This window comes from Nocardia citri (genome assembly GCF_054065835.1).
In genome coordinates, this window is sequence record NZ_JBSUQM010000010.1 from 99,890 (window position 1) to 117,334 (window position 17,445).

The following is a 17,445-nucleotide window of genomic DNA, read 5'->3' on the forward strand; positions in this document are numbered from 1 at the left end:
CTGACCGATCAACCGCAGCGCACCGTCTCGCGGTGTGCATCGACGGCCAGCCAGCGAAGCAGCGCCTGGTAAACGGCGTCGTGGTTGAGCAAAGTGAAATGGTTGGCTCCAGGGATATGCAGGCCGTTGGCATCGTCGAAACCGATGCGGCGGGCCCGATTTCGACCGGAGCCACTCGCCGGCAAGACCAAGCCGTCACCGATGATCAGGCCGAACGGATGGCGGGAGCTGCGGGTGACCGCGGCGGTGACGAAGTAGTGATCTGCGCAGTCGAGCAGCGGCACCTCGCGAATGACCCTGCGACGCAAGGCATCCGCGTCCAGACCTAGCCAATCCTCATCGACGAGTGTTCCCTGGCGCAGGTCACGAATGCCCGCACTGCGACGCCGCAGCAAACGGCCGAGCGGCCTGGTCTCGGGCATTTTCACCAACGCCGCGGACGCGTAATGGACCAACTGCTCCAGTGGCGCGCCCAGATGCGGTGTTCCGAGACAAACAATGTGCCGCACCCGGCGCACCCACGGCAGGTCGGCCTGATCGGCGTCATAGCAGGCACCGCGCGCGATCAGGCCGCCCATGGAATGGCCGACCAATGCGATCTGCTCGACCGCCACGGGCCAGTTCTCGACCAGGCCCTGCATCATGCCGTTCAGCAGACGGGCGTTCTCCGAGATGTGCAGACCGCTGTTGTATCGAACCATCAGGGGCGTGCAGTCGAGATCCTCTTCGAGTCGCTCGGCATAGCTGGGTCGCCCGCCGAGTCGCCAAGCATGTTCGGTTTCCACCAGACCGTGCAGGAAAACCACGATGCGCGGGCGCGGATTCGACACCACATCACCGACCCAGCCCGGTGCGATCGGTTCGCCATTGATCCGGAATGCCATCGGCCCGGTCAGAATCGGTCGCTGATCTTCGAGACTGTCCCCGATCAAGCCCTGCAGCGCCGCTAGGAATCCGGATCCGAAGACAGTGCGTGACGGCACCGCAGCGCCGGGTACATCCACGGCGCGCTCGGCCAGCACTCCCGCAGCCACTGCGGTACCGCTCACCAGTCGATACACGCCGTCGGTAATCGCATCGTGCACCACTTTGACCGGCTGCACGGCCAGCCCCACTGCCGAGAACGCCCGGTCCGAAATGGCTCGATGGACCGCGGCGACGCCGTCGATCGCACCACCCAGCTCATCGCCCGCCAACCGCGCGAGCGCCTGAATCTCCGCCTGTCGTTGCCGCTCGGGCTCGCCCATGGATTCAGTGTACAACTGTGCACTGATATTTGCGGGTCGAAGCGGTGGGTCGACCGCACATCCCGGACGGTATCCGGCTTGACGCCGACAGCGGTCTCGGTGAGACTGCCGAGATAGACGCTGTCGTCGTATTCGACGACGCCCGTGACCATCGCATAGTCCCGCAGGTCGCGCACGATCGTGCCATCGAAGTCGACGGCAGGCATCCGGGCGCTGCGTGGTGGTTTGGGCTGTACCCATTGCGGTAGCGCCCAGACGGTCCGGAGCAGTATGCCGGGCAGGGGGAGTGGTCGGTCCAGGAAAATCGCAGTCCAGAAGCGAACCATCGACTCTCGCAATGATCCGCTCCTCGGCGGTGCGCACCATGTCCTCGGATGCGGTACCGGCAGTTCCAAACGCTCGACCTGGGGAAGTGGTGTGGCACTGCGTGTTTCGGGGCCCGGGGGGTGGGTTGGGCGGTGGTGTTCAGCGGTGGGCTGCATCGTCGATCCGGCGACGATCAGCTTGTCCCGGCGCCGACAACCTATCCGCGCCGAACCGATCTGTGGCATTTGCATACGTAGATATGCGCATTTACGAATGTATTTCTCAGGTATGACCAACAGAACGGAACGTACGGCAAGCCGCACACAGCAAAGGATGGGGGACAGGGGTGTGACAGCGGTGCAGGGCGGTCGCGCGTTACCACCGCGACAGTTTCGCGGGATTGTGCACGGAGTAGAGCTTGGTGATGACGCCGTCGTCGATGCACGCTGCGATGACGACGGTGATCTTGCCGGCGAGTCGCAGGTGCAGCGCTGGGCAGCCGTTGACGAGGGCAGGTTCTACCGACCTTGTGGTGGGGTTGCCGAGTGCGGCGGAAACGGCGCGAGCTGATCGATCCGCGGACCCGGCTCAGGATATTCGGGTCGGAGGTCGCCTGCCGTTTATCCGGCGACGTGCGGGGCAACCGGGAAACGACACGTTCGTCTACCCTGGGAGGACTCGCCATGGTCGATTTGTCCGCCACAGTTGTGCGAAGCGCGTTCGCGGCCGGTGCCAGGCTCCGGCATGCGCGTGTCTTCCATCCCGACGGACTGCACCTATCCGGCCGCCTGCACGCCGAAGACGAGTTCGAGAATTTGTTCGGCAGTGGCGGACGGGCCGTCATCGCTCGCCTCTCGAAGGGCACCGGGTGGCCGGGGGCTGTACCGGATGTGCTCGGCTTCGCCTTCCGCGTGCTGGATCGCGACGACAAACCATGGGACTTCGCCCTGGCGACCACGGGCCGCGGCACGGTTGGTCGGTTCGTGTTCACTGTCGCGACGGGCTGGGCACGCGCCAGGTATGGCAGCTTGATGCCATACCGTTTCAACAATTCGACGCCTACCTGGATTTTTGCCGAACCCGTTGCGGAACAACCGAAATCGGCCTCAATCGAAGCCCTCGAAGAATATCTGCGCGAGCACGAGGTGTGTTTCGATCTGATCGGCAGCCCCCTCGGCGGCCCGTCTCGCAAACTTGCCGAAATCAGCCTGCGCCTGGCCGAGGGAGAGCAGCGGACCGACTACTTCGACCCGATACTCAATCATCCCGCCGAGGTCGAGATACTCCCCAAAGCCATCAGGCGACTGCGCGAGATCGCGTACGCGGGTAGCCGCCAGGGGCGCGGCGAGGCGCCGTGACAGGTATTGTATTGGAATATTGAGATATGCGTATTCAAATATATTACGAGAAATCCCAAAGTCACCGAACTCTGTACGGTCCAAAAAAGCACAGAGGCCCAGGCCCCGCGCCGCCGACGTATCGGACGGCGCAGCGGCGAGACCCTAGGGATTGACGGTCAAGACGTGCCAGAGCACGGCAAGCGTTGCCACCGTGAAAAGCGGTGACAGAATCCAGGTTTCGACCTTATTCCCGGTCCGTTCGATCACCGGCACGCGGGTACGCAGCGAGAACGGCCAGAACAATCGGCATCCCTTATCGGTGAGGCAATCACCGGCGAGGTGGGCCAGCGCCCCGAGTCCGACGGAGAACGGCAACCATGATGGTTTGTCAGTGATCCAGTGATCCATCGCGAACGTTCCTGCCGCCGCGAGGACTATGACCGTGCCCCATGCCTGGATGCTCTCGCCGGAGGGGCACAGATGTAGGGCCCGCACAGCCAGCGCGAGTAGGAAAAACACCAATGCCAGGGTGAAATACCTGCCGAGCCAATGCTCGCCCGCCCAAGTCCCGAAGGCGGCGGCGATCACGAAAGCGAACGAGTGCGTGGCATGCCGGTGTCCGCCGGAGATCCAGGAGATCAACCGGCACAGATGATAGGAGATCGGACCGAGCACATGCGCGATGGTGCCGTTCGGATGGTCCGCATCGGGTAGCAGCGCTGCCCCTGCTGTCAGAAAGGTACCGAGTAATATCTCGACGGCACCGAGATGGGCGTCGTCACTTGGTAATACCGGATAGACCAAGGCCGAGATGGGCAGCGTGGCCGCTGCCACCGACCAGGCGAAAGCGCCACTGGTCGCATGTGAATGTCCTAGCACCGCATGAAGGTTAGTTGACCACAACCCGTTTCAAACAAACGCGATTAACCGGTCGGCGAAATTGGGTCTGGGGGAGGGGAGTACACCGACAGCGGCCAGAGGCGGTCGGCGTACCCAGTGTGTATGGCACAGCCCGCGAACGGTCCATTGGGATCGAACAGCACATCCATATGACTGTCGGCGTGGTCGAGAAACCGACATATGCACGACGGCGCCCCCGCGAACCATCCGAGTTCGCGGGGGCGCCGCATGAGGTGGACCGGCCGGGGGCGGCCGGTCATCGCTCCTTGATCACACCAGGTCGAACCTGTCCAGGTTCGACACCTTGACCCACGCGGCGATGAAGTCGTTGACGAACTTCTCCTTCGCGTCGTCGGTCGCGTAGACCTCCGCGAGCGCGCGCAGCTGCGAGTTCGACCCGAAGACCAGATCGACGCGGCTGCCGGTCCACTTGACCGCACCGGTGGCGCGATCCTTGCCCTCGTACGTTCCGTCATCGGCGGCCGACGGCTCCCACTTCGTGCCCATATCGAGCAGGTTCACGAAGAAGTCGTTCGTCAACGATCCCGGATTCGTGGTGAAGACACCGAGCTGCGACTGCTTGTGGTTCGCGCCGAGTACGCGCAGACCACCGATGAGGACGGTCAGCTCGGGAGCGCTGAGGGTCAGCAGATTCGCCCGGTCGATCAGCGGGTACTCGGCGGGGAGCCGGTTGCCCTTGCCGAGGTAGTTGCGGAAACCATCCGCGCTGGGTTCGAGCGCGGAGAAGGACTCCACATCGGTCTGCTCCTGGCTGGCGTCCGTGCGGCCCGGGGTGAACGGCACCTCGACGTCGTAGCCGGCGTTCTTGGCGGCCTGCTCGACCGCCGCGGCGCCACCGAGCACGACGAGATCGGCGAAGGACACCCGGGTGTTGCCCGTCTGGGCGGAGTTGAAGGACTCCTGGATGCCCTCCAGGACCCGTACCACCTGGGCGAGTTCGTCGGGCTCGTTGACCTCCCAGCCGGCCTGCGGCTGCAGGCGGATCCGTCCGCCGTTGGCACCGCCGCGCTTGTCGCTGCCGCGGAACGACGCCGCGGCCGCCCATGTGGTCGAAACCAGCTGTGCGACAGTCAGATCCGAGGCGAGGATCTGGCTCTTGAGGGTGGCGATATCGGCTGCGCCGATGAGTTCGTAGTCAGCGGCCGGAACAGGGTCCTGCCACAGCAGCGTCTCTTCCGGCACCTCCGGTCCGAGGTAGCGCGTGACCGGGCCCATATCGCGGTGGGTGAGCTTGTACCAGGCCTTGGCGAACTCCTCGGTCAGCTCCTCGGGATGCTCGAGCCAGCGACGGGTGATCTGCTCGTAGATCGGGTCGATGCGGAGCGAGAGGTCCGTCGTCAGCATGACCGGGGTGTGGGTCTTCGACGGGTCGTGGGCGTCGGCCACGGTGCCCGCGCCAGCGCCATCCTTCGGGATGTACTGCCAGGCTCCCGCGGGGCTCTTGGTCTTCTCCCACTCGTACCCGTACAGGGTCTCGAGGAAGCTGTTGTCCCACTTGGTCGGGGTGGGCGTCCAGGTGCCCTCGAGCCCACTGGTGATCGCGTCCTTGCCGACACCGGTGCCGAAGGCACTCTTCCAGCCGAGGCCCTGCTCTTCGAGCGGCGCGGCCTCGGGCTCGGGACCGACAAGTGCGGCATCGCCCGCGCCGTGGGTCTTACCGAAGGTGTGGCCGCCGACGATCAGCGCAGCGGTCTCGACATCGTTCATAGCCATGCGGCGGAACGTCTCACGGATATCGACGGCTGCGGCGAGTGGATCCGGATTGCCGTTGGGGCCTTCCGGATTCACGTAGATCAGACCCATTTGGACCGCGGCCAAGGGGTTTTCGAGATCGCGGGTGCCGCTGTAGCGTTCGTCGCCGAGCCAGGTCTGCTCCGGACCCCAGTACACATCCTCCTCGGGCTCCCACTGATCGACGCGGCCGCCACCGAAGCCGAAGGTCGGGAATCCCATGTCCTCCAGCGCGACGTTGCCGGCGTAGACGATCAGGTCGGCCCACGACAGCTTGCGGCCGTATTTCTGTTTGACCGGCCACAGCAGACGCCGCGCCTTGTCCAGGCTGGCGTTGTCGGGCCAGCTGTTGAGCGGGGCGAAGCGCTGCATACCCGCACCGGCTCCGCCGCGGCCGTCATTGATCCGGTAAGTGCCCGCGGCATGCCAGGCCATGCGGATGAACAACGGGCCGTAGTGGCCGTAGTCGGCGGGCCACCATTCCTGCGAGGTGGTCATGACCTCGACGATGTCCTGCTTCACGGCAGCCAGATCGAGGGTTTTGAATTCCGCGGCGTAGTCGAATTCCGCGCCCATGGGGTTGGCTACAGCCGGGTTCTTCTGCAGGATCTTGAGATTGAGCTGGTTCGGCCACCATTCACGGTTGCTGCTTCCGCCCTCGGCTGGGGACTTGAGGCGACCGGACGTAACGGGGCAACCACCGGCGGCGGGTTCCGTATTGGCCTCTCCGATGGGCGGATGTTCCTCAGGCACGGCATTTCCTTTCGGGGGAGTGTGTGATTCGGGCTGTGATCACGGGTGTGATCCCGATATTTGTGCTGCCGAGCAATCGGGGCACAAACCCCAATAGATGACCTCGGCCTCATCGAGTACGAATCCGTTGTCGTGTGATGCGGTCAGGCACGGCGCCTCGCCGACGGCGCAGTCGACATCGGCGATGACGCCGCACGTCCGGCACACGACGTGATGATGGTTATCGCCGACCCGCGTCTCGTAGCGCGCCACCGATCCCATCGGCTGGATGCGCCGCAGCAGACCGGCGGCTGTCAGTGCGCGCAGTACGTCGTATACCGCCTGATGAGATACCGCGCCGAGCGTTTCGCGCACTTGACCGAGGATCGAGTCCGTATCGGCGTGCGGATGCTCGTGCACGGCAGTCAGCACGGCAACCCGAGGCGCGGTCACGCGCAGTGACACCCCGCGCAACATACGCTCGAATTCCGAAGTGGTGGACACATTCAAGAGTATGACTCATTCAAGTCTCTATGGGGAGGGTTTCGGAAAACTTTCGAGACAATCCGGAACCGACAGCACTCGCCGGGCCTGCCGCATCTGGCGAACCCACGATCCGCCGCCGGTCCGAGCTGGTGGTTATTCGAAGGGGAGCGGCGGATGAACTATGAGCGACGGTCGGGGACGGCCATTACTTAACATAATGTCGATTATCGGCGTTGCAACCGGGGTGCCGGAGCGGGCGGCGCTCGCCGTGTGAGGTTGGCGGATGTGGGGTTTTCGGGATTTGGGTTGCCGAGCGGGCTGGCTGGGGCTCACGGCGTTCTGTGTGTGGGAATGTGTGTTGCGGTTGCGTGGCCTACGCTCAACCCCTAGCCCTGCCTGTGTAAATTTTCCGTCTATTTGTCCATTTTAATGGATAAATGTCGGATGACGCTGGGCTCTTGGGATTAGGCCGCTCGGGCGCTACTTCCCTTGCGCCCGATGTCTACCACCCCTAAATCGTCACTGTGACGTTTTAGGGGTGGTAGCGGAAGAAAGGGTGGAATCTGGATTCGTTTCTGGCTGTGCGGCCACTGATTGGTGATTGGCTCTGTTTTGGGGGTCCAGTTGGCGGCAGGCTGTGGTGATGTTGGTTCGGCGGCTGGTGGCGCTTTATGTCGGGTTGTGGTTGTACGGGTTTTCGATGGCGGTGATGATTCGCGCCGGCCTCGGGTTGGATCCGTGGGATGTGTTTCATCAAGGGGTGGCCGCGCATGTGCCGATCAGTTTCGGCGCGGTGACGGCTCTTACCGGAGCCGCGGTATTGCTGGCGTGGATTCCGTTGCGGCAGTGGCCAGGTCTCGGCACGGTGAGCAATGTCGTGGTGATCGGTGTATCGGTCGATATCGGGTTGTGGATGTTGCCGGACTGGGATGTGCTGCCGGTGCGGGTCGGCGCGATGGGTGCCGCGGTGGCCTTGAATGCGGTGGCCACGGTGCTGTACATCGGGGCTGGTATGGGTCCGGGGCCGCGCGATGGGCTGATGACTGGACTGGTCCGCCGGACGGGATGGTCAGTGCGGTTGGTGCGGACCGGGATCGAAGTGTCGGTATTGACGACCGGCTGGCTGTTGGGTGGCAGTGTCGGTATCGGGACGGTCGTGTATGCCTTCGGAATCGGCCCGCTGATTCAGGTGTTGATTCCGTTCGCGAACCGGTGTCTACCGGGATTCCATGCGGACCGCAAGGGTGAGCCCGATATCGTGCCGGTGACGCCGTGACCGCAGCCGGTCGAACCGCGGTGGGGCACGGCCCAGTCCGATTCCTGCGGCGAATTGTCTTGGGCTACAAGAAGGTACTGTTGGACCCCTCCCCTGGTTTCGGTGTCGCCATCAGGTGGCATTCGCCGATGCCAGGGCTTGCATGAACGCGTACATGCCCGCCAGTGTGTGCGCGGGCATCATGATGTCGCAGTACGGCAGGGCCGCCGCCATCGCCCCGGTGGTCGGCTGGAATCGGGAGTTGCCCGCACGGGGATTGAGCCAGATGACGCGCCAAGCCCGGCGTCGGATCCGGGCCATGGCATGGGCGAGAACATCGGGAGTGTCGCTGTCCCAGCCGTCGGATGCGATGACGACGACGGCGCCGCGTACCGCGTTGCCGGACGCAGTTGCGAGCAGCCTACCGAGACACCGTCCGATATGCGTGCCGCTGTAGCGGTCGACCACCTTGTCGTTGGCCCGGGCCACCGCGACATCCGGGGAACGGTGCGCCAGCACCGAGGTCAGCCTGGTCAGCGCGGTGGAGAAGGCGAACACCTCGGGGCGATCGGGCGAACGGCGCTGCATCGCGGCCCGCATCAGGTGCAGGTAGATCGCCGAATACGGCTGCATGGAGCGGCTGACATCGCAGATCATCACGATGCGGCGCGGGCGGCCACGTGGACGGGTGCGGACCAGCACCGCTGACTCCCAGCCAGTGCGGCGGGAGTTGCGCATCGTCGCCCGGAAGTCGATCCGCTTGCCGTGCGGATGGTTTTCGTAGCGTCGGCTGCTGCGCTGCGGCCAGTGTGCCGACGCCTGCTCCAGCCATGCGCCGACCGTTCGCAGATCGTCCGGATCGAAGCGGGCGAACGGTTCCTGTTCCCGTGCCGCGAACCGGCTCGGCAGCACGTCCGGCAGCACGACATCCTGCTCGGTCGAGCGATCGGCCCCCGTCGCTGATGGCAGTGTCGCCCACGGGACTTCACCGCCTTGCCGAGGCTGTCCCCGACAACCGGTGATGCCTGGTGCCGATGCGTGTTCGGCCGGCGGTCCGTGCGTTCGGCTCGGCGGGTCCACACCCAGCACCGCGTCGGCGAACACCGCCGCGAAGACCGCGTCGAAGGCGGTGAGATCCTGCATGCGGTCGACGAGGGTGAGTCGCGTAGCCCAGTAGAGTTCGGTGCGCGAGCGTGGTGCCATGCGACGCAAGGCTTGCACGTACAGCGCGGGCCCGCTCGGCGCCACCGCGACGCCACCACGGCGCAGCCGCGCGACTACCGCGACAGCGAATGCCGCCAGATCGACGCCGCGCAGCAGCGCTGCCCGCGTCATCGCTGCCCGCACATCCGCCTGCGCACCAGGATGATTCCCAGGACGAACGCGAGGATGAACACGATCGCGGGCGCATACTTCTTGATCATCGTGGGGCCGACGAGCTCGACGAGATCGAGCGGCGCGGGCTCGGTTTGCGCGACCGGTTGCGCCTGCGTCGCTCGGCTGTCCGATCCGGCTGCTGCTGCGGCCGAATCGCCCGCTGCGAGTTTCTCTTCCAGAGACGCGACGAACTGACCGATCATCTTCTCGGATACCTGCTGCAACATCCCGCTGCCGAACTGGGCGAGTTTGCCGACGATCTTGAGGTCGGTGTCCACGGTGACCCGGGTCTGGTCGCCGTCTTCGCGCAGTTGTGTGGTGATGGTCGCCGCCGCGTTTCCGGATCCGCGTGAATCTCGGCCGCTGCCGTTGATGACGGCGCGATGGTCGTGTTCGTCGCGCTCGACGAAATTCGCCTTCCCGGTGAATTCGCTGGTCACCGGGCCGACCTTGACCTTCAGTTTGCCGAGGAAGTCTTCGCCTTCCCAGCCGACCATCTGTGCGCCGGGCATGAGCGGGACCACCTGTTCGATATCGGTCAGCACCGCCCATGCCCGCTCGACGGGTGCGTGGACGGTGAACTCATTGGCGATCTTCATCGGAGTATCCCTCTCATCCGGTAGCCATGCCTTGGGTGTATTCGGTGAATGCCTCGTGGACGGTGGCGCGGTCGTCGGGGGTCTTCGCCAGTGCGCTGAGTGCGGCGATGGCTTCCGGCGCCGTGAGATCGGCGACGCCGAGTGTCACCAGCGCGGCGATCCAGTCGATGGTCTCGGCGACGCCGGGCGGCTTGTCGAGATCGAGATCGCGGGCGTGGCCGACGAATCGGGTGGCGTGTTCGATCAGCACGTCGGTGGCTCCGGGCACGGTGCGCCGCACAATCGCCACCGCGCGCGCCGGTTCCGGGTAGTCGATCCAGTGGTAGAGGCAGCGCCGCCGCAGCGCGTCGTGCAGGTCGCGGCTGCGGTTCGAGGTCAGCACCGTGAGCGGTGGGCGCTCGGCGACGAAGGTCCCGAGTTCGGGTACCGTCACCGCGGCCTCTCCGAGGAATTCGAGCAGCAGTGCTTCGAATTCGTCATCGGCACGGTCGATTTCGTCGACCAACAGCACCGGCGGTGTGGGACCGCGGTAGCGCACACAGCGCAGGATCGGGCGGTCGACCAGGAATGTCTCGGTGAACAGGTCGGCTTCGGTGAGGTCGGCGCCGCGCGCCTCGGCGAGCCGGATGCTCAGCAGCTGACGTTGGTAGTTCCAGTCGTAGAGTGCTTCGCTCACGGTGAGGCCCTCGTAGCATTGCAGGCGGATCAGTGGTGCGCCGAGCACGGTGGCCAGGGTCTTGGCCGCTGTCGTCTTGCCCACTCCCGGTTCGCCTTCCAATAGCAGCGGCCGACCCAATGTGGTGGCCAGATAGAAGGCGGCGGCGGTCCCGGTGTCGAGTAGGTAGTCGTCGGCGTCGAATCGCCGGACCACGTCCTCGATATCGTCGAACGGCGACATCATCGTGCGGCCGCGGCGCGCAGGCGCGCGTAGTCGTCCCAGGTGTCCACATCCAAGGGCGTCGGCGCGTCGATGTCGAGTCCGGACACCGGAACCCGGCCGGCCTCGATGATCTTCCACACGGCTTTGTCGCCGTGCAGTTGTGCCAATTCGCCGAATACGCTGCGACTGAGCCAGAACGGATGCCCGACACCGTCGCGGTAGCGACAGATCGTGATCGCCGTGGAGGTTGCCTCGGCGATCAGCCGGTCGACAGTCGCCGCCGACAGACCCGGTTGATCACCGAGCATCAGCACGATTCCGGCGGCGCGGGGGTTCACCGCGCGCAGGGCCGAACGCAACGACGACGAACAGCCCGAACCGAAGTCCTCGGCCACGGCCACGTCGAGCCCGGCGAGGTCGACGTGCTGGCGGACCGCTGCCGCCGCGCCGCCGAGGGTGACGATGATCTGGTCGAAAGCGCAGGAGCGCACCACCTCGAGTGTGGCGCCCAGAACCGTCGTATTCCGGTACGGCAGTAGCTGTTTCGCAGTGCCGAGACGTCGTGAGGCGCCCGCGGCGAGCACGACTCCGGTGACGAACCCGATTGTCATGAGCCCGTCTTCGCGTCGGCGAAGGTGTTGCGGCAGCCGGAGCCGCAGAACCAGTGGTCGACATCGTCGATGGTGAGATGCGGTGTGTCGGGTCCGACCGTCACGGTCATGCCGCACACCGGATCGAGTGCCTCGACCGCGACATCCACTGGGCGGGGCGTCACCAAGCCGTCTTTGCGGATCGCCTGGATCATTTGCGCGACAATGGAGACGGCGATCTCCGCAGAGGTTTTGGCACCGATCGGCAAACCGACCGGAGTGCGTACGCGTGCGCGCTCGGCGTCGGTCAACCCGAGTCCGTCGAGAATCGAGGCCCCCCGGATCCTGCTGGCCACCAACCCGATATATCCCAGACCCGCGTCGAGCGCGGCGCGGATCAGCTCGGCTTCCGGGCCACCGTGGCTGGCGATCACCATCGCCGTCGTGTCGGCCAGCGCATCCGGTGCGTCGGCTTGGGTAACATCGCGCTGCACCCCGAATCCGACTAGTTCGCACAGTGCGGCGAGGGCGTCCGCGATGGGTGTCGCGCCGCAGATGCGCACCAGTGGCGCCGGAATCTGTGGCTCGAGGAATATCTCCAACGCTCCGCCGGACAGACAGGGATTCACCACGACCGCCGCGCCGGGCGCTTCGGGAAACTGCAGATCGCCGTCGGGTAGTACGCGCAGCAGCACACTCTCGTGCGACTGCAGGGCACCCAGCGCGGCCTTGCGGACCGAGTTCTGGGCGCATTGGCCGCCGACGAATCCCTCGATCGTCCCGTCCGGCAACAGGATCGCCTCGTCCCCGGCGTGCGCGGAGGTCGGCTGCTGCGCGCGCACGACGGTCGCGTGCACGAACGGCGTGCGCGTGCGAACCAGCTGCTGTGCACGCTCGCTCATCTTCATCGGTGATCGCATCACTGGCACCTACTCAGATGGGTGGTGTGGCCCGCCCCTGCATCGCTTCCCACACCCGTGACGGGGTCAACGGCATATCGGCGTGCCGAACTCCGAACGGCGCCAATGCATCCACCACCGCGTTGACCACCGCTGGCGGTGATCCGACGGTGGCCGATTCGCCGATGCCTTTGGCGCCGATCGGGTGGTGTGGTGACGGGGTGACCGTGTATCCGGTCTCGAAATGCGGAACCTCGAGCGCGGTCGGGATGAGGTAGTCCATCAGGGATCCGCCGAGGCAGTTGCCGTCCTCGTCGAAGGCCATGATCTCCATCAGCGCCATGCCGATACCGTCGGTGAGACCGCCGTGCACCTGGCCCTCGATGATCATCGGATTGATCCGGGTGCCGCAGTCGTCGACAGCGAGGAAGCGCCGGACCTTGACCACGGCGGTCCCCGGGTCGATATCGACGACGCAGAAGTACGCGCCATACGGGAAGGTGAGATTTTCCGGGTTGTAGCAGATCTGCGCGTCGAGTCCGCCCTCGATGCCCTCGGGCAGATCACCGGCGCCGTGTGCGCGCATCGCGATCTGCTGGATTGTCACGGCAGCGGACGGATCGCCTGTGACGTGGAAGGAGCCTTTCTCCCATTCGAGGTCGGCGACGGAGACTTCGAGCATGCCCGATGCGATGATCCGCGCCTTGTCGCGCACCTTCCGCGCCACTAGTGCGGCCGCGGCGCCCGAGACCGGTGTCGACCGGGTGCCGTAGGTGCCGAGGCCGAAGGGAGTCTGATCGGTGTCGCCGTGCACGACGTCGATGTCGTCTGGTGGTATGCCGAGTTCTTCGGCGACGATCTGGGCGAACGTCGTCTCGTGCCCTTGCCCCTGGGTCTGAACCGATAGGCGCACAACGGCCTTGCCGGTTGGATGGACACGCAGCTCGCATCCGTCGGCCATCCCGAGTCCGAGAATGTCCATGTCTTTGCGCGGGCCCGCGCCGACGGCCTCGGTGAAGAAGGACATCCCGATGCCCATCAACTCGCCGCGGGCGCGCTTGTCCTGTTGTTCTTTTCGTAAGGCGTCGTAGCCGATCATGTCCATCGCCAGGCGCATGGTCTTCTCGTAGTCGCCGGAGTCGTAGACCCAGCCGGTCTTGCTCCGGTAGGGGAACTGTTCGGGGCGAAGGAGATTGCGCAGCCGGAGCTCGGCGGGATCCATCTTCAGTTCGTAGGCGAGGCAATCGACCAACCGCTCGACGAAGTACACGGCCTCGGTGATCCGGAACGAGCACGCGTAGGCGACGCCGCCGGGGGCCTTGTTCGTGTAGACCGCGGTCATCGTGCAGTAGGCGGCCTCGATGTCGTAGCTGCCGGTGAAGACGCCGAAGAAGCCGGCCGGATACTTCGACGGCGCGGCTGTGCCGTTGAAGGCGCCGTGGTCGGCGAGCACGGTCGACCGGATGGCCAGGATCTTGCCCTCGGCGGTAGCGGCGATTTCGCCGACCATGATGTAGTCGCGGGCGAATCCGGTGCTGGTGAGGTTTTCGCTGCGATCCTCCATCCACTTCACCGGTTTGCCCAGCAGCAGCGACCCGACGATGGCGCAGACGTAGCCCGGATAGATGGGCACCTTGTTGCCGAACCCGCCGCCGATATCGGGTGAGATCACCCGGATCTTGTGTTCGGGCAGTCCAGCCACCAATGCGTAGAGCGTGCGGTGGGCATGCGGCGCCTGGCTTGTCGACCACAGCGTGAGCTTTCCCGTCACAGGATCGAGATCCGCGACGGCGCCACAGGTCTCCATCGGCGCGGGATGTACTCGCGGATAGACCATCTCCTGCTTGACGACGACATCGGCGCGTGCGAACACCGCCTCGGTCGCGGCGGCGTCGCCGGTCTCCCAGTCGAAGCAGTGGTTGTCCCGCTTGCCTTCGAGATCATCGCGGATCACCGGCGTATCGGGTGCCAGTGCGGTTCGGGCATCGATGACCGGATCGAGCATTTCGTACTCGACGTTGATCAGCTCTAACGCGTCACGTGCGGAGTAGCGGTCCTCGGCGACGACGAAGGCCACTTCCTGGCCCTGGAACCGGACCTTGTCGGTGGCCAGCACCGCCTGGACATCGTTGGACAGTGTCGGCATCCAGGCCAGTCCCTTCGCCGCCAGATCCGCCCCCGTAACAACTGCCTTGACCTTCGGATGTGCCTGGGCTGCGGAGACATCGACGCTCATGATCCGCGCGTGCGCGAACGGGGAACGCAGGATCGCCATATGCAGCATGCCGGGCAACTGCACGTCGTCGACGTAGTTGCCGTGGCCGCGAATGAACCGCGGATCCTCCTTGCGCAGCATCCTGCCGTGACCGCATGGCTTGTGGTCGTTGTCGACGCGGTCTTCGGGTCGTGACTCGACGGTGGTCATGACGTGCTCCCTACCGGGGTGGGCGCGGCGGCGGGTTCGGGCTCCACCGCTTCGCCTCGTTGCTTGGCCGCGGCCCACTGGATCGACCGCACGATGGTGGTGTATCCGGTGCAGCGGCAGATCTGGCCCGAGATCGCCTCCCGGATGGTCTGTTCGTCGGGATTCGGGTTGCGGTCGAGCAGGGCGCGGGCGGTGATCATCATTGCGGGCGTGCAGAATCCGCATTGCAGTCCGTGACACTGCATGAAGCCCTCCTGCACGGGATCGAGTTGGCCGTCCACCTCGAGTCCTTCGACGGTGCGCACGGCGCGACCGGCGGCCATGACGGCCAGCATCGTGCACGACTTCACCGGTTCGCCGTCGACCTCCACCACACAGGTGCCGCAGTTGCTGGTGTCACAGCCCCAGTGGGTTCCGGTGAGCCGCAACTGATCTCGCAGGAAATGCACGAGCAGGGTACGTGGTTCGACCTGCGCGGTCACCGGTTCGCCGTTGACGGTCATGGTTACCTGCATGACTAATTCCCTTCCAGCGCAGGGTGATTCAGTACGCGCCCGACCGCGGTGCGCAGCACGCGAATGGTCAGTTCGGATGCGAGATGGCGTTTGTAGTCCGCGCTGCCGCGCGCGTCGGAGACAGGTGCGCACGCCGCGCTCGCCCGGTGGCCGGCCGCGGCGAAAACCTCCTCGGTGGGTGGCTCACCGAGGAGCACGTCCGCTGCGGCGGCCAGCGCCGCCGGATCGGGGTTGACCGCTGTCAGACCGATCCGCGCGGCCGTTATCGCCTCGTCGCGTAGGGTCACCGTCGCACCGGATGCCGCGATCGCCCAGTCGCCGACCCGGCGCTCCACCTTCGCGTAGGCGCTCGAGGTCCGATGCCGCACCGGAATTCGGATCTCGATCAGAAGTTCGTTGTGCGACATGGCGGTTTCGTAGGGACCGACCAGGAACTCGTCCATCGCGATCTCCCGGTCGCCGGACGGTCCGCGCACCAGGCAGGTGGCGCCGAGGACCGTGCAGACCGTGCAGAGATCTTCGGCGGGATCGGCCTGGCATAGCGAGCCGCCGATGGTGCCGCGGTTGCGCACGACCGGGTCGGCGATCACCCGTTCGGCGTCGCGGAAGATCGGGCACACCTCGGCGAGATCGGCGGATTCCAGTACATGCCGATGCCGGACCATCGCGCCGATACGCACCAGGGTCGGATCGGTGACGATGTATCCGAGTTCGGCAGCCAGGTCGTTGATGTCGATGAGATATTCCGGATTGGCCAGGCGCAGCTTCATCATCGGTAGCAGGCTGTGCCCGCCCGCGACGATGCGCGCCTCCGGCCCGAGTCGGTCCAGTAGTCCGATGGCGTGATCCACCCCTGTTGCGCGCTCGTATTCGAAGGGCCCAGGAACTTGCATGTGATCGACCTCACGTTTGCGGGAACAAAGGTTAGCCTCTGCCCTGCCGATGTGGCCGTCAATACCGATTCAAGTAATCACTTAATTCGCTGTTCACACTGGTCGTGTGATGGATCCGCCCGCCGGTTGTGGTCAGTGATACGCCGTGTCCGCCCCAGCGCCGCGCGATGATCTCGGCCGCGATGGAAACCGCTGTCTCTTCCGGTGTGCGCCCGCCCAGGTCCAGCCCGATCGGGCTGGCGAGTCGGGCGAGTTGCTCGTCGGTGAGACCGGCTTGTCGCAACCGGCCCAGCCGCTCGTCATGCGTGCGGCGTGACCCCATCGCGCCCACATAGCCGATCTCCGGTGCGCGCAGTGCCACCTCGAGCAGGGGAACGTCGAACTTGGGATCGTGGGTCAGCACGCAGACCACGGTCTGCGAATCGACCGCGTCGGTCGCGATCTGCGCGGCCAGATAACGGTGCGGCCAGTCGACGACCACCTCGTCCGCGGTCGGGAACCGGGCGGAGGTGGCGAAGACCGGCCGCGCGTCGCACACCGTCACCCGGTAGCCGAGGAACGATCCCTGCTGGGCGAGGGCGGCAGCGAAATCGATCGCCCCGAACACCAGCATCCGCGGCTGTCGGGCGTAGCTGGCGACGAAAACACCCATGCCCTCGCCGCGACGCTGCCCGTCCGGACCGTAGGACAGCACTTCGGTACGGCCTGCCGCGAGCAGCCCGCGTGCGTCATCGATGACCGCGTCGTCGGCGCGCGCGGACCCCAATGTGCCGTGCGCATCGCTGGGCCGGATCAGCAACCGGTGTCCCACCCGGGTGGTGTCGGGGTGCTCGATGACGGTCGCGATCGCGACCGGTCGGTGGTCGGTGATGTCCGCGGCGATCGCGGCGAGTTCCGGAAATGTTTGCCGCGAGATCGGTTCGACGAAGATGTCGATGATGCCGCCGCAGGTCAGACCGATCGCGAACGCGTCTTCATCGGAGAAGCCGTACCGCTGCAGCACCGGGCAGCCGGTTCGGATGACGTCGGTGGCGAGTTCGTAGACCGCGCCCTCCACGCAGCCACCGGAGACCGAGCCGCCGACGGTCCCGTCCGGGGCGACGACCATGGCCGCACCGGGCGGTCGCGGCGATGAACGGAAGGTCCGCACGACCGTCGCGACTCCAGCTGTGCCCCCGGTGTTCCATGTTGTCATCAGATCCGTGAGCACGTCCTGCATGATGCGTCCTCGTCCTCCAGACGCGCTGCG

16 protein-coding genes are annotated in these 17,445 nt (G+C 65.4%); 3 read left to right on the forward strand and 13 right to left on the reverse strand.

Going from position 1 to position 17,445, the window contains the following annotated elements:
• Positions 1–8: 8 nt before the first annotated feature.
• Positions 9–1,247 carry a lipase family alpha/beta hydrolase gene (locus ACW2Q0_RS16745; RefSeq protein ID WP_457191063.1) on the reverse strand — a complete coding sequence of 413 codons (1,239 nt, stop codon included), beginning with the start codon at positions 1,245–1,247 and terminating at the stop codon, positions 9–11.
• A gap of 44 nt (positions 1,248–1,291) precedes the next feature.
• Here ACW2Q0_RS16745 and ACW2Q0_RS16750 point away from each other — a divergent pair, with 44 nt between their 5' ends.
• Positions 1,292–1,495 (forward strand): hypothetical protein, encoded by a 204-nt coding sequence (locus ACW2Q0_RS16750; RefSeq protein ID WP_457191065.1) that lies wholly within the window; start codon positions 1,292–1,294, stop codon positions 1,493–1,495.
• A gap of 948 nt (positions 1,496–2,443) precedes the next feature.
• The gene (locus tag ACW2Q0_RS16755) at positions 2,444–2,911 is read left to right on the forward strand and encodes a phosphodiesterase (protein WP_457191067.1); all 468 of its coding nucleotides are present in this window, start codon (positions 2,444–2,446) and stop codon (positions 2,909–2,911) included.
• A gap of 144 nt (positions 2,912–3,055) precedes the next feature.
• On the opposite strand, the gene ACW2Q0_RS16760 is transcribed toward ACW2Q0_RS16755, so the two are convergent.
• From ACW2Q0_RS16760 to ACW2Q0_RS16770, 3 genes are all read right to left on the reverse strand, one after another.
• Positions 3,056–3,772 carry a metal-dependent hydrolase gene (locus ACW2Q0_RS16760; RefSeq protein ID WP_457191069.1) on the reverse strand — a complete coding sequence of 239 codons (717 nt, stop codon included), beginning with the start codon at positions 3,770–3,772 and terminating at the stop codon, positions 3,056–3,058.
• Positions 3,773–4,063: 291 nt separating this feature from the next.
• Positions 4,064–6,298 carry a catalase/peroxidase HPI gene (gene katG, locus ACW2Q0_RS16765; RefSeq protein WP_457191071.1) on the reverse strand — a complete coding sequence of 745 codons (2,235 nt, stop codon included), beginning with the start codon at positions 6,296–6,298 and terminating at the stop codon, positions 4,064–4,066.
• A gap of 39 nt (positions 6,299–6,337) precedes the next feature.
• Entirely contained in the window at positions 6,338–6,754 is a 417-nt protein-coding gene (locus tag ACW2Q0_RS16770; protein ID WP_457191212.1) for a Fur family transcriptional regulator, read from the reverse strand.
• Positions 6,755–7,406: 652 nt separating this feature from the next.
• Between ACW2Q0_RS16770 and yczE the strand changes: the two genes are divergently transcribed.
• Positions 7,407–8,039 (forward strand): membrane protein YczE, encoded by a 633-nt coding sequence (gene yczE / locus ACW2Q0_RS16775; protein WP_457191073.1) that lies wholly within the window; start codon positions 7,407–7,409, stop codon positions 8,037–8,039.
• Between the two features lie 111 nt (positions 8,040–8,150).
• On the opposite strand, the gene ACW2Q0_RS16780 is transcribed toward yczE, so the two are convergent.
• The 9 genes from ACW2Q0_RS16780 to ACW2Q0_RS16820 are packed head-to-tail and all read right to left on the reverse strand — an operon-like array spanning position 8,151 to position 17,415.
• Entirely contained in the window at positions 8,151–9,353 is a 1,203-nt protein-coding gene (locus ACW2Q0_RS16780) for a vWA domain-containing protein (protein WP_457191075.1), read from the reverse strand.
• Positions 9,350–9,994 (reverse strand): SRPBCC family protein, encoded by a 645-nt coding sequence (locus ACW2Q0_RS16785; protein ID WP_457191077.1) that lies wholly within the window; start codon positions 9,992–9,994, stop codon positions 9,350–9,352. Before ACW2Q0_RS16785 ends, ACW2Q0_RS16780 begins: the two co-directional genes overlap by 4 nt.
• A 13-nt stretch (positions 9,995–10,007) precedes the next feature.
• A complete protein-coding gene (locus ACW2Q0_RS16790) occupies positions 10,008–10,895 on the reverse strand; it encodes an AAA family ATPase (protein WP_457191079.1) in 888 nt (295 codons plus the stop codon).
• Positions 10,892–11,485: a nucleotidyltransferase family protein gene (locus ACW2Q0_RS16795; RefSeq protein ID WP_457191081.1), complete on the reverse strand. Its 594-nt coding sequence runs from the start codon at positions 11,483–11,485 to the stop codon at positions 10,892–10,894. Before ACW2Q0_RS16795 ends, ACW2Q0_RS16790 begins: the two co-directional genes overlap by 4 nt.
• The gene (locus ACW2Q0_RS16800) at positions 11,482–12,372 is read right to left on the reverse strand and encodes an XdhC family protein (RefSeq protein WP_457191214.1); all 891 of its coding nucleotides are present in this window, start codon (positions 12,370–12,372) and stop codon (positions 11,482–11,484) included. The genes ACW2Q0_RS16795 and ACW2Q0_RS16800 overlap by 4 nt, the downstream gene beginning before the upstream one ends.
• Positions 12,373–12,397: 25 nt before the next feature.
• Positions 12,398–14,788: an aerobic carbon-monoxide dehydrogenase large subunit gene (locus ACW2Q0_RS16805; RefSeq protein WP_457191083.1), complete on the reverse strand. Its 2,391-nt coding sequence runs from the start codon at positions 14,786–14,788 to the stop codon at positions 12,398–12,400.
• Entirely contained in the window at positions 14,785–15,303 is a 519-nt protein-coding gene (locus ACW2Q0_RS16810; protein ID WP_457191085.1) for a (2Fe-2S)-binding protein, read from the reverse strand. The genes ACW2Q0_RS16805 and ACW2Q0_RS16810 overlap by 4 nt, the downstream gene beginning before the upstream one ends.
• Positions 15,304–15,305: 2 nt before the next feature.
• The gene (locus tag ACW2Q0_RS16815) at positions 15,306–16,196 is read right to left on the reverse strand and encodes an FAD binding domain-containing protein (RefSeq protein ID WP_457191087.1); all 891 of its coding nucleotides are present in this window, start codon (positions 16,194–16,196) and stop codon (positions 15,306–15,308) included.
• A 58-nt stretch (positions 16,197–16,254) separates the two neighbouring features.
• A complete protein-coding gene (locus ACW2Q0_RS16820; RefSeq protein WP_457191089.1) occupies positions 16,255–17,415 on the reverse strand; it encodes an XdhC family protein in 1,161 nt (386 codons plus the stop codon).
• Positions 17,416–17,445 lie beyond the last annotated feature (30 nt).